General features: G+C 65.4%; 13 protein-coding genes. 9 read left to right on the top strand and 4 right to left on the bottom strand.

Annotated features, from left to right (window positions below):
- The first annotated feature begins 32 nt into the window (after positions 1–32).
- Positions 33–995 (top strand): dimethylarginine dimethylaminohydrolase family protein, encoded by a 963-nt coding sequence (locus RIC54_RS15740; protein ID WP_350089841.1) that lies wholly within the window; start codon positions 33–35, stop codon positions 993–995.
- 176 nt (positions 996–1,171) lie between these two features.
- Here the strand turns inward: RIC54_RS15740 and RIC54_RS15735 are convergent, their stop codons facing one another.
- Positions 1,172–2,113 carry a LysR family transcriptional regulator gene (locus RIC54_RS15735; RefSeq protein ID WP_350089838.1) on the bottom strand — a complete coding sequence of 314 codons (942 nt, stop codon included), beginning with the start codon at positions 2,111–2,113 and terminating at the stop codon, positions 1,172–1,174.
- A 109-nt stretch (positions 2,114–2,222) separates the two neighbouring features.
- On the opposite strand from RIC54_RS15735, the gene RIC54_RS15730 reads away from it, so the two are divergent.
- Positions 2,223–3,188 carry a PLP-dependent cysteine synthase family protein gene (locus RIC54_RS15730; protein ID WP_350089835.1) on the top strand — a complete coding sequence of 322 codons (966 nt, stop codon included), beginning with the start codon at positions 2,223–2,225 and terminating at the stop codon, positions 3,186–3,188.
- 268 nt (positions 3,189–3,456) lie between these two features.
- Here the strand turns inward: RIC54_RS15730 and RIC54_RS15725 are convergent, their stop codons facing one another.
- Complete coding sequence (locus RIC54_RS15725) at positions 3,457–4,656, bottom strand: winged helix-turn-helix domain-containing protein (protein ID WP_350089832.1); 1,200 nt, start codon at positions 4,654–4,656, stop codon at positions 3,457–3,459.
- A 70-nt stretch (positions 4,657–4,726) separates the two neighbouring features.
- Between RIC54_RS15725 and RIC54_RS15720 the strand changes: the two genes are divergently transcribed.
- A complete protein-coding gene (locus RIC54_RS15720) occupies positions 4,727–5,134 on the top strand; it encodes a VOC family protein (RefSeq protein ID WP_350089829.1) in 408 nt (135 codons plus the stop codon).
- A gap of 87 nt (positions 5,135–5,221) precedes the next feature.
- Entirely contained in the window at positions 5,222–6,007 is a 786-nt protein-coding gene (locus tag RIC54_RS15715) for a class II aldolase/adducin family protein (protein ID WP_350089826.1), read from the top strand.
- A gap of 20 nt (positions 6,008–6,027) precedes the next feature.
- Here RIC54_RS15715 and RIC54_RS15710 read toward each other — a convergent pair whose 3' ends face one another.
- Positions 6,028–6,498, bottom strand: a complete 471-nt coding sequence (locus RIC54_RS15710; protein ID WP_350089823.1) for a PAS domain-containing protein — start codon at positions 6,496–6,498, stop codon at positions 6,028–6,030.
- A gap of 112 nt (positions 6,499–6,610) precedes the next feature.
- Entirely contained in the window at positions 6,611–7,957 is a 1,347-nt protein-coding gene (locus RIC54_RS15705; protein ID WP_350089820.1) for an ABC transporter ATP-binding protein, read from the bottom strand.
- Between RIC54_RS15705 and RIC54_RS15700 the strand changes: the two genes are divergently transcribed.
- From RIC54_RS15700 to RIC54_RS15680, 5 genes are all read left to right on the top strand, one after another.
- Positions 7,917–8,312: a tetratricopeptide repeat protein gene (locus RIC54_RS15700; protein ID WP_350089817.1), complete on the top strand. Its 396-nt coding sequence runs from the start codon at positions 7,917–7,919 to the stop codon at positions 8,310–8,312. The genes RIC54_RS15705 and RIC54_RS15700 overlap by 41 nt on opposite strands.
- 17 nt (positions 8,313–8,329) lie before the next feature.
- Complete coding sequence (locus RIC54_RS15695) at positions 8,330–10,309, top strand: carbamoyltransferase C-terminal domain-containing protein (protein WP_350090647.1); 1,980 nt, start codon at positions 8,330–8,332, stop codon at positions 10,307–10,309.
- A 64-nt stretch (positions 10,310–10,373) separates the two neighbouring features.
- Positions 10,374–11,129, top strand: a complete 756-nt coding sequence (locus RIC54_RS15690; RefSeq protein ID WP_350089814.1) for an aspartate/glutamate racemase family protein — start codon at positions 10,374–10,376, stop codon at positions 11,127–11,129.
- A gap of 45 nt (positions 11,130–11,174) precedes the next feature.
- The gene (locus RIC54_RS15685; RefSeq protein ID WP_350089811.1) at positions 11,175–11,954 is read left to right on the top strand and encodes an SDR family oxidoreductase; all 780 of its coding nucleotides are present in this window, start codon (positions 11,175–11,177) and stop codon (positions 11,952–11,954) included.
- Between the two features lie 84 nt (positions 11,955–12,038).
- Positions 12,039–12,584 (top strand): PAS domain-containing protein, encoded by a 546-nt coding sequence (locus tag RIC54_RS15680; RefSeq protein ID WP_350089808.1) that lies wholly within the window; start codon positions 12,039–12,041, stop codon positions 12,582–12,584.
- The last annotated feature ends 3 nt before the right edge of the window (positions 12,585–12,587 follow it).

The following is a 12,587-nucleotide window of genomic DNA, read 5'->3' as shown; positions in this document are numbered from 1 at the left end:
TCCTCCCGGCCGAACCCCGACGGAGACACCTGATGGACGACACCGGCAACACCTTCGATTCTGCAGCCTATGGCGGACCGGGCTGGCAGGGGCGGACCCGCAGCCACCGCCAGGAGATCGGCGACCTGTGGGCGGCTTCGGGGATCGACAGCGAGTACGGCCGGCTGCGCAGCGTCCTGCTGCATCGACCCGGCGGCGAGTTGACGGCGGCGCTTGAGAATCCGAACGCGGTCCAGATGCTTTCGGCGCCGGACATCGGACGGGCCGGGGAGCAGCACGACGCCATGGCCGATGCCTATCGGTCCAACGGCGTGGCGGTGCACTATGTCGATCCGGCCGGCCAGCCGACCCCGAACCAGATGTTCTGCGCCGACCTGTTCGTGATGACGCCGGAAGGCGCGATCCTGGCCCGACCGGCATCCACGGTGCGGGCCGGCGAGGAGCGCTGGGTGGCGCGCCGGCTGGCCGATCTGGGCGTCCCGATCCTGCGGACGCTGACCGGAAACGCGGTGTTCGAGGGGGCCGATCTGATGTGGCTCGATCCGGAAACCGTGATGGTCGGCCTCGGCCTGCGTACCAATGAGGATGCCGCCGCGCAGATCGCTTCAACGCTCGAGGATGTGGGGATCGAGACCCTGGCCGTCGACATGCCGTACGGCACCATGCATTTCATGGGAATGCTGCGGATCGTCGATCGGGATCTCGCAATCTGCTGGCCGCGCCGCACGCCGTTCGCCACGGTTCAGGCGCTGCAGGAGCGTGGCTACCAGATCGTCTGGCTGCCGGACGAGAGCGACGGGACCCTGAATCGGGCTCTGAACATCGTGACCCTCGGCCCGCGCAAGATCCTCATGCTGGCCGGCTACGAGTCGGTACAGAAGGTGTATGAGGCGGTCGGGATTGAGTGCGTGACGGTCGACGGCTCCGAACTGGTCAAGGCCGCCGGGGCGATCGGGTGCCTTACCGGCGTGGTCCAGCGCGATCCGGTCGGATAGCCGCCCTGACGCGGAGTGGGACGAGCGTACCGTTCCGGTTCGCGCGCAGCACGGCGGCCAATGTCCAGGCGGTTGCGATCGAGATTCCGATCCAACTGACGACGATCCACAATGCGAGGTCCATCCTACGGTCCTTTCCCGGTCGGGACGCATGACCGCAGTGTCGGTCGAGAAAGTTAATTTTTCGTGGACGTTGCGGCTGCGGATGCTTGCGCTGCGCCGCCCTCGATCAGCCGTCGATGCCGCAGGATGGCCGGGGCGATGAAGTCGATCAGGGTCCGGATCCGGGCGGTCTTGCGCAGATCGTGATGGTACAGGACCCAGATGCTCTTGCCGTCCAGCGTGCCACTGCCGGGTACCCGGATCACTCCCGGCTGCTCGTCACCCAGGAAGCACGGCAGCAGCGCCAGCCCCAGCCCCTCGCTGGCTGCCTGCAGCTGCAGGATGTTGGAGAACAGCCGGTGCCGGACAGGTAGGTTGGGAAACGGCGTGTCGCGCGGCCAGGCGGGGTAGGGCAGTCCCGCGCCCCATCCGATCCAGCAATGGACATCGGGATCGAGGTTCCTGCCGCCGTTCGCCGTCGCCAGATAGGCCGGGGAGGCGTAGATCGCTTTGCGGTACCGGATGACCCGCAGGCCGACCAGGTCCTCGGTCACTTCGTCGGCCATGCGGATGGCGATGTCGGCCTCGCGCCGGGTCAGGTCCGAGTAGCTGTGCGAGGCATCTACGTCGAGTTCGATACCAGGGTGCAGTTGGGCGAACGCCACCAGCTCCCGGGCCAGGAACGACTGCAGCATGGCGGGCGGAACGCTGAGGCGCACGACGCCGCGCGGGCTGTCGTCCCGTCCGACGACCCTGCGATGGACGGCGATCAGTTCGCCTTCGACACGCTCGACGGCTTCCAGCAGGTCCTCGCCGGCCTGGGACGGAGCGAGTCCGTCGGGCCGGCGGTCGAACACACGTGCGCCCAGGGAGGCCTCAAGCGCACCCAGTCGTCGTGTCACGGTCGCATGGTTGACGCCGAGCTGGCGGGCGGCCCCGCGCAGCGACCCGGATCGGTAGACCGCGAGAAAGAACCGAAGGTCGTCCCAGTTGATGGATGAATATCGATCCAGCATGGCGAATTATTACGATCTGCCGGATCGTATGGGAACCACATAGATTGTTGGTGCGGCAGCGCTCCGTAGGCTGAATGCTGCCGGGCACTTCAAACGTGAGGCGATGCCAATGGCTGCGACGTCCAGCATTCATCACTCGGTTCTCGACCTGATCGGCAACACGCCACTGATCGCACTCAGGGTGCTGGTTCCCGAGGGCAGCGCCCGGATCCTCATCAAGGCGGAAAGCCAGAACCCGACGGGCAGCATGAAGGATCGCATGGCGCTTGCCATGATCGAGGCCGCCGAGCTTGACGGCCGGTTGAAGCCCGGTGGCCGGGTCATCGAGTACACCGGCGGCAGTACCGGCGTGTCCCTGTCGCTGGTCTGCGCGGTGAAAGGATACCCGATCAGCATCGTCACGTCGGATGCGTTCAGCGAAGAGAAACGCAATCACATGGCGGCGCTGGGTGCGGAACTTACGATCGTGCGCAGCGTGGGTGGCGGCATGGACGAGACGTTGACGCGTACCATGATCGAGGAGGCCCGGCAGATCACCGAACGGACCAGCGGTTTCTGGACCGACCAGCTCAACAATGCCGATCAGCTGTCCGCCTATCACCGGATGGGCGATGAAATCTGGCGTCAGACCGGCGGACGGGTCGATGCGTTCGTGCAGAGCACCGGCACTGCCGGCTCGGTTAGGGGAGTGGCCGAGCGGCTCAGGTCTCGCAACCCTGACGTTCGGATCGTCGCCGTGGAGCCCAGGGAGTCGCCGGTGCTGTCCGGCGGCAAGACCGGCATCCATAAGATCGAGGGTATCGGGCCGGGGTTTGTCGCGCCGCTTTGGGACCCGTCGGTGATCTCCGAGATCATGCCGGTATCGACCGAGGAAGCGATGGCGATGGCGCGCCGACTGGCACAGGCTGAAGGCTTGTTCGCCGGCACGTCGACCGGGGCCAATCTGGTGGCCGCCTTGGATCTCGCGCGCCGCATGGGTCCGGAGGCGACGGTGGTGACCGTCATGTGTGATTCCGGAATCAAGTACCTCAGCACCGCGCTCTACAGGAACGCGCTGGAGGGGAGCCGTGGCTAATAGGGAACGTAAAGGTCGCTGAACTGGCGAGGGTCAGGGACGGTCCGACCGGATCGGAGCGTCGTTCGCGCGGCCCAGAAGGCCGATCATCGGTGCGGCAACAAGCGAGACCGTGCACCAGATGCCTACAACCCAAAGTGCGACGTCCATGGTCCGTCCTCCGGTGGTGATTCTCACCCGCCTTCCCGTTCTCGTTAGGGATGATAAGTAGACTCCAGTAATACAATCAATGGGAAATATTTGCCGTCGAATTTGTCCGAACAGGCAACTATTGCCCAGTCCCGACGCTCCATTGCACCGATTCAAGCCCGGTGAAAACGCGCCACCGCTCGATCTCGGCCTCGACCCGGGCCATGCGAGCCTTGGCGGGCCTGATCCCGGGTTCCAGCCAGAACCCGCGGACTTCCAGGACCCCCTGGTCGCGGTGCGCCTTGAGCTCGATGCGGCCGATGAGACGGTCGCGCTCCAGCATCGGCAGGACGTAGTAGCCCCAGACCCGCTTGGCTGCCGGCACGAACGCCTCGAAGCGATAGTCGAACCCGAACAACCGCAAGGTGCGGTCGCGCTCGCGGATCATCGGGTCGAACGGCGACAGAAACCGGACTCGCGCCGGCGGTTCCGGCGCCGCGGCGGCAAGATCAAGCACGTCCGGACGAGCCCAGACCTCGCGCAGCGATCCGTCAGCGTGCTCGATCTCGATCCGCCGCAGCGTTTCCGGAGGTGCCGCCGCGCACCAGGCTTCGGCTTCCGCCAGGGAGACCGCATTGAAGAACGCGGCGATCTCGCGAGGCGATGCGACACCCAGGCGGGCGATTGCCTGACGGCACATCCAGTCGACCGTAGTCTCGTGATCGGGTTCGGGGTCGTGATGCTCGGCCGGGATCACCCGGTGTGCGAGGTCGTAGATCTTGGCGAAGCCACGCCGGCCGGCGACGGCGAACTCGCCAGTGTGCCAGAGAAACTCCAACGCCGTCTTGGAGGGGGTCCAGCCCCACCAGGCGCTGCGCTCTTCGGTGTCATCGGAGGTCACGTCGCGCGAGCTGACCGACCCGTTCTCGGTGACCCGTCGGCGAATCCCGTCCAGCACCTCGTCCTGGCGGCCGTTGAAGCGTTCGGCCCAGTGCCGGTTGTCCGTGATGCGGGCTGCCGCCCGCCGGAACCGTCGCTTCCAGTAGGGGTAGAATCGTGTCGGAATGATCGAGGCGTCGTGGGTCCAGTGCTCGAACAGCGACCGCCGCTTCTCCAGCAGGTACTTCAGCAGCGGCTTGCGGTAGCCGTTGGCCCGCGTGAACAGGATGTGGTGATGCGCCTGCTCCAGGGTGGAGATCGTATCGACCTGAACGAACCCCAGGCGTTCGATCAGGGCGTCGAGTCCGTCGCGGGTCAGCGGGCCGGACGGCGATACGCCAAGCTCATGCCGCTCCAGGAACAGGCGGCGCAGGTCGGGATTGGACAGCCGGTCGGTCATGGTCGTCGGTCTCGATTTCACGGTAAGCTGGCGGACAATGCCTAAGGCAGGCTTGCCCCGGAGGATAGCGATGCCAATCCAGAAGCTCGACCACGTCAATGTCCGAACGACCGATCTCGAGACGATGATCGGGTTCTGTGAACGGATCCTCGGATTGAAGAAGGGCCGGCGGCCGGGGTTCGATTTTCCCGGGGCGTGGATGTACGCCGGTGAACAGGCGATCGTCCATCTCGTCGGAGCTTCGGAGGAACTGGCCGAGTATCGGCCGGACCAGCAACTGGAGCACTACGCGCTGAGCGCCAGCGGACTTGCCGACTTCCTCGCGCTTCTGCGGACCGAGAAGGTCGCCTACTACTGCCGGGTGCTGCCGGATTTCGGGATCCGCCAGGTCAACATCTTCGACCCGGACGGCAATCATCTGCACATCGATTTTCCGGCCGACGAGGAGGCCGACCTGTCCGACTATGACGGCGCGTGAAGAGACCGTGCGCCGACGGGCGCTTGGCGGTGCGGCCCGCCCGGGCCTAGGATTGCCGCAATCACCCCGCGACCAGGGAGTTCCGCCATGTCCGTCACATCGCTTACCCAACCCGCCGCCAAGCGTTCGAAGACCCGTTCTCCAGAGGAGCAGACGGTGCGCGAGGAACTGGCGGCCGTGTACCGGATCTTCGGCACCCTGGGGATGGATGACCTGATCTACACCCACATTTCGGCCCGGGTCCCAGGGGCCGATCACCACTTCCTGATCAATCCGTTCGGGTTGATGTACGAGGAGGTGACGGCGTCGAACCTCGTGAAGATCGACCTGGAAGGCAATATCGTCGAGGACACCGGACACCCGATCAACTACGCCGGGTTCCTGATCCACGGCGCAATCCACGAGAAGGCTCCCGACGCGCACTGCGTGATCCATCTGCACACCGATTCCGGCGTTGCGGTGTCGTGCCAGCGCGAGGGCCTGCTGGATGCCTCGCAGTTCGGCATGTTCCTGCCGGGTGGCATCGCCTATCACGACTACGAGGGTCTGGCGCTCGATGAGGATGAGAAGCCGCGGCTGGTCGCCGACCTCGGTGACCGCAAGGCGATGATCCTGCGCAACCATGGCACGCTGACGGTCGGTGAAACCGTCGCAGAGGCGTTCTTCCACATGTACAATCTGGAGCGGGCCTGCCGGGTTCAGGTGCTGGCCCAGGCCGGTGGACAGGCCGAAGTCGTGCGGATTCCGGCGAAGATCGTGGAGCACACCCGGGCGCAGAAGCCGGTCGGGTCGCGGTTCGGCGGATACGGCCAGATCGAACTTGCAGCCTGGATGCGCAAGCTCGACCGGATGGGCGTACCGTTCCGCGACTGAATGGCGATGGCGGCGGCTGGCTACGGGGCTTGCCCGGGATCGAGGTAGATCACCAGGAAGATCTGGTCCGCCGGGCCATCGGCGCGGCTGCGAACCGGAAGCAGCATGCGAACCGCCGAGCGGAACTTCCGCTGGTAGATGCCGATGGCATGAAGGCTAGGCCGACCGGTCCGGAGCGCCTCCTGCATGTGGCTCACAAGCTGAGCGTTGAAGGCAGCGTCGACCTCGCTGGCGTAACGGCCGGTCCAGTCCTCCCCGGTCATCTGGCTTATCCGGGTGCCTTCCAGGCGGATCCGAAAGTCGGCGCCGCCGTCGACTGCTTCATAGATGCTGATGTGCCCGAGCCAGGGCCTCAGTTCGAATGGACCGATTTGCTCGCGGGATGGCGGGAGCCCGTCGGCACAAAGCGACCCCCATTTATCGAGAAGGGTGCGCGCCTGTGGATCGGCACTGGATGGCAGGTCTGCGATTTCGCGATCTGGCCCGACCACGCGAGTTCCTCATTTTCTCGGGAGCCGGTCTTCAATCCGACAGGTTGTATATGTCTACAATGCAACATATTGGCCGACCGGTCGAGTTGTGGTTAACCAAAATGCGGATTGATCAATCGCCGTCCACCGAGAGCGCGGGCTTCAGACCGAGATCGACGATGCCGGTGACGTGCCGGTCATCGACGGCCGCAACTTCGAAAACGAGGGCGTTGATCCGGCGGTGAACGGAGTGGCGCTCCTGGCCCAGCATGGCGGAGACGCCGGTGTTGAGCGTGTACTGGCCCGGGTTCAGCGCGCACCGGAACCCGAAGGAGATGCGGGCCGTCTGACCGGCGCGCAGTTCCGTGCAGCGGGTGGTCTCCTCGCCGAATCCAAGTCCGCCGATCTCCACGCCGCGCAGAGTCTTGATCAGGGTCGCAAACAGTGGATGACGGATGGTCTGATCGACCCGCAACTCGTAGCGGATCACGTAGTCGTGGTTTCGAACCAGGACCGGCGCCGGCCGGCCATCGGGGTCGGTGATCCGGACGTTCTGGATCGAGGCACCGCGCGACACATACTGGACCTCCTCGACGCCGTCTGACGTCGGCGGTCGGTCGGGTGCGATCTCCAGGGCGTGGACGCCATCGCCATTGGGTTCGGCCGCCGGCTCGCCGGTCAGGATCTCCTGCCGGATGGCTTCCTTGGCATCCTCGGGTGCGAAGATCAGCCGGAGATACAGGGGTGCGACGGTCGTGGGATCACCGTCCGCCAACAGTCGGCCGTGATCGAGCAACAGGCATCGATCGCACAGCTCGATCACCACCTGGGTCGAGTGCGTGACCAGCAGGACAGTGGTGCCGCGATCCTTGAGCTGTTGGATCTTCTCGAAGCATTTGAGTTGGAACGACGCGTCGCCGACCGCCAGGGCCTCGTCGATGATCAGCAGTTCGGGCTCGACAGAGATCGCGATGGAGAAGGCAAGTCGCAGGAACATGCCGCTGGAGTAGTGCTTCACCGGTTGATCGATGAACTCCGACAATTCCGAGAACGCCAGGATCTCGCCGACCTTGTCTTGGATGCGGCTTCTGGGAATGCCGAGGACGGCGGCATAGAGAAAGATGTTCTCGCGCCCGGTGTATTCGGGGTTCAGCCCCGCACCGAGTTCCAGCAGCGCGCTCACGGTCCCGTTGACGGACACGGTTCCCTGGGTGGGCGTCAGGGTCGAGGCGACCATCTGCAGCAAGGTCGACTTGCCGGAACCGTTGTGGCCGAGGATGCCCACCATCTCGCCACGACCGACATCGAAGCTGACATTGTCCAGCGCGGTGAAACTGCGCGCCGGGCGCACGATCCTTGGTGCGATCAAGCCGAGCATCTGGCCCATCGGCGAATGCCAGATCGGATAGCTCTTCGTCAGTGACCGGCATGACACCACGATGTTGTCGTTGGTGACGGCGGGCTCTTCGGCCAGACTCATCCGGAAACCTCAGCGTTGCGCGGCGCGCGACGTTAGTCGGTCGGGCCGCAACCCTCAAGGCGCGAGTGCGCGGTTCGGCAAAGGGGTTGCATCACCGTTCGCCGATATTCTACTTCTAAGCCTACCCATGAATGATCGACAGGCAGACAACGACGCTGCGGCTAAAGCACGCGTCCGGGCCCGAACGCTCATGAAGGCTGGTTGGCGGAGCGAGGCCATCAGCCTGCTTCAGCAGGCAGCCTACGGAGACGCCGACCACGATGCCGGCGTCCGGATCGATCTCGTTGAAGCGCTGCTGGCGGCGGGCCGCATTGAGGAGGCCGAGGCGGTTCGACTGCCTGGTACCGACCATTGATCGTGCTCGGCATTCACATGGGCCACGATGCCGCCGTGACCGTTGTGATCGACGGCGTCGTGCAAAGCCTGATCGAAAAAGAGCGCCACACCCGCATCAAGCATGCGGCTATAGCGACGGTCGTCGACATCGACCTGGCGCTGGCGGACGCCGGGATCGGGCTGGAGTCGGTCGATGCCGTTGCGGTTACGACAACCCAGAACTGGCCGTTCCTGTTCGTCGACCCGGGTCGATTCCGGTTTGAGTACGCTCCGGATCTGGAAGGCGTGCTTGGCGGCCCGGACTTCATGCGGCAGCGCTGGGCGGCCTTTGCCAGCGCGATGATGCGGGAAGAAGCGCAGGGTCGAAAGCGGCTGGTCGACTTCCATCACTACCCGGACACGGCCGCGCTCTTCGACGCTGATACCGATCCCTCCGATCCCAAGGCGGAGGTGCTGTTCGCACGTCAGTTCCCTTTCACGCCAACGGGGTGGAGCGAGGTTGGCCGGCCCGATCGGATCACCGCGAACGCGGCGGAGTTGTACGGCAACCGGGATTGGCGCGAGCTGCTGGCAGGGCCGTTCCATGCGCCGATCCGATGCACAATTCGCGGCCGTACGCTGCCGGGAGCGGTGATACCGCACCACTTGGCACACGCGGCAACGGCGTTCTACCAGTCCGATGCCGAGCGTGCCGCCGTCGTCACGTATGACGGTGGCTATCAAACCGGTGTCTACGGTCACGCCGCGGGGATCCACGCCGTGGGTGAAGGCGGCATGCTGTATCCGATCTGGTTCAACCACTCGCACGCCGGAAACCTGTATCGCCGCGTGGCGGATGCCTGCGGGCTGAAAGGGATGGGTGGACCCGGAAAACTGATGGGACTGGCTCCGTACGGAACGCCGCGATTTCACGACCCGTCGTTCGTCGGCACGATGGGCGAGGTACGCGAACGGTATCCCTGGGATCGGGCCAAGATCGTTGAGCTGCTGTACGAGACCGCCTGGCCGTACATCCGCAACGCCGCGGCGCTGGCGCGGGACGAGGTCGGCGCCCTTCCGGCTCCGGATCCGTTGGCTCGATTTCCCAGGGACATGGCCGCCTCCGTGCAACTGACCTTCGAGGAACAGGCGCTCGGGTTGGCGCGAACCGCCGCTCGCTTGGCCGCCGACCTGGGAGTTGCCGCTGACACCCTGTGCTTGTCGGGTGGCTGCGCGCTGAATTGTCCGGCGAACAGTCGTATCTGGCATGAAGCAGGGTTCGCCCGGGTCTTCGTTCCGCCGAGTTGCGATGATTCCGGTCTGGCAATCGGCGCGGCGTTCTATGTCGCGCACGCGCTGTTCAAGGATCCGCGTGTGCACCAAGGGGCCGATACCGGTGGGCTGGCTTACCTGGGTCGGCGCCAGAGCGACGGCGAAGTGGATCGGGCCGTACGATCGGCAGGTAACGGCCTCCGCGTTGAGGAACGGATCGATGCGCCGGCCGCGGCGGCAGCGGATGTCGCGGAAGGAGCGGTTGTCGGCTGGTTCGAGGGCCGTTCGGAAATCGGACCGCGTGCGCTTGGGCACCGTTCGATCGTTGCTGATCCGCGCGATCCCCGGAACCTCAACCGGGTCAACGACATCAAGAGCCGGGAGCGATGGCGGCCTTTGGCACCGGCGGTGCTAGTCGAACGGCACGGCGAGTGGTTTGCAGGGGGGCCGCCGTCGAGCCCGCACATGTTGTTTACTGCCAGGGTCCGCAGCGACGCATTGCCGGCGATCACCCACGTTGACGGATCGGCCCGGGTGCAAACGGTTGACGATAGCGCCAGTGGTTTTCGCAAGCTGATCGAGGCTTTCGAGACCCGGACCGGAACACCGGTGGTTATGAACACGTCGCTGAACGGGCGCGGCGAACCGATTGTCGAGAATCCGGCCGATGCTCTCGATCTGTTTCGCAGCAGCGGGTTGGATGTCCTGTATCTTGAAGGCCGACGTGTGTGCCGGCGAAAGGATGAGCCTCCTGGTCGTGCATAGTCCCTGGCCGTCTGCCGTGCGCGGGCTATGCTGGGCCTTCGGGGTAAGCTGACTGGACACCGGCATGGCGCGGCGCATTCTGATCGTCAATCCGAACGTCACGGAGGCAATCACCGCCACCATGGTGGAGGAGGCTCGGAGGACGGCGGCGCCTGACACCGAGATGGTGCCGGCGACCGCCCGCTTCGGCACGCTGTACATCGAGAACCGGGTTGAATCGGCGATCGCCGGTCACGCGGTGCTGGAAACACTGGCCGAGCAAGCGCCCGGTTGCGATGCAGCGATCGTCGCCGCCTTCGGAGACCCCGGCGTGTTCGCGGCCAAGGAGATGCTGGAGATTCCGGTGATCGGAATCTCCGAGGCGGCATTCCTGACCGCCTACACGCTCGGGCGGCGCTACGCAATCGTCTGCCTCACCCCAAGGCTCGGTGTCTGGTACCGTGAGTGCGCGGAGGAACACGGACTTGCCGGTCGCCTCGTAGCGGTCCGGCCGCTGGACGTGCCGCCGACCGATATCACCAACGCCAAGGAGCAAACCGGCCGACGGCTGGTTGAGGCCTGTCATGAGGTGATCGACCGGTACGGCGCCGAGGTGGTGATCATGGGCGGCGGTCCGATTGCCGGGTTGGCGCGGACGGTGGCGCATGAGATCCCGGTGCCGGTCCTGGACGGCGTGTCGTGCGCGGTGCGTTTGGCGGAGGCCCTCGTCGACCTGGCACCCAGGCCGGCAACGCGCGGCAGTTTCGCCCGGCCCCCGTCCAAGCCTTCAAAGGGGCTGTCACGAGCACTGCAGACGTGGGTGGAGCGGCGCGACGGGTAGCGGTACGGTCACCTTCAGCGAACGATCGACATCAGGGAGAACGAAATGGATCTCGGGATCAGCGGCCGCAAGGCCATCGTGTGTGGTTCCAGCCGCGGACTCGGCCGGGCGATCGCGGGGTCCCTGGCGCGGGCGGGCTGCGTGGTCGTGCTGAACGGAATCGACGCCGACCGCCTGAAGGCCGAGGCTGGCGCGCTGCACAAGGAGACCGGTGCGGATGTCATTCCGGTCGCGGCCGACGTCACCACGCGGGAGGGGCAGGACGCCCTCTTCGCCCCGTGCGCCGCGCCGGACATCCTGATCACCAATGCGGGCGGCCCGCCGTTCAAGGATTTCCGGCAGATCGATCGCGAGGCGATGCTGAAGGGCGTCACCGCGAACATGATCACGCCGATCGAGCTGATCCAACGGGCGGTCGACGGCATGGTCGAGCGGCGGTTCGGGCGGATCGTCAACATCACGTCGGTGTCGGTGAAGATGCCGGTGTTCGGGCTCGACCTGTCGAGCGGCGCACGGGCCGGCCTGACGGCGTTCCTGGCCGGCGTGTCGCGATCGGTGGCGCACGCCAACGTGACCATCAACAACATCCTGCCGGGCTACTTCGACACCGACCGCTACCGGGCCGGAATCGATGCGACCGCCAAGGCCCAGGGCAAATCCCACGATGCGATGCATGACGAACGGGTTGCGACGGTGCCGGCCAAGCGCGCCGGCAATCCGGCGGAATTCGGTGATGCCGCCGCATTCCTGTGCAGTTCGCAGGCAGGGTACATTACTGGCCAGAACCTGTTGCTCGACGGAGGGCTGTTCCAGAGCGCCTTCTGATCGCCGAGTTCGTCCGTTAGCGCGGACCGTGGCAGGGGCGTTGCGCGCTGCGTTCCCGGCGCGTTCGGGGCCAGGATTGGATGAGTGGACGGTGATCAGATGATGTTCACTGCTGAAGCCAGTCGCGCCTGGGCCAGACATTGGCAGTCGCTGCCGCGCGACGGCGTGGTTCCGCTGCGCTCGGTGTTCGATCCGCTCAACGTCCCGGCGCTGATTCCGCACATGATGATCTGCGACCTGTCGGAGCCCGGCGTGGTCCGCATCCGGCTGATGGGCACCGGGATGGTGTCGAGCTTCGGCTTCGACCCGACCGGCCGCGACTATCTGGACCTCGTGGCGCCGGAGCGACGGGCGGCGGCGCTGGAGGGTTTCGTGGTTCCGGCCAGTCATCCATGCGGGATGCGGGTGCTTGGCGAGAACCGGTTCGAGAGCGGCAAGACCATGGCGGTGGAGACCGTGGCGTTCCCGTTTCGCCGCGACGATGGCGCGGGCATGCATCTGGTTTTCGTGGGCTCCAACATCGACACCACCCTGGGGCCCTGGCCGGACCTCGGGCGCACGACGACCTTCCATGTGTTCGAACGGCAGTTCATCGACATTGGAGCCGGGACCCCGGACGTTCCGCTGTAGGCG

The organism is Thalassobaculum sp. (assembly GCF_040219215.1).
Lineage (GTDB): Bacteria > Pseudomonadota > Alphaproteobacteria > Thalassobaculales > Thalassobaculaceae > Thalassobaculum_A.
The sequence above is the reverse complement of the archived record's forward strand: the minus strand, read 5'-3'. Positions and strand labels throughout refer to the sequence as shown.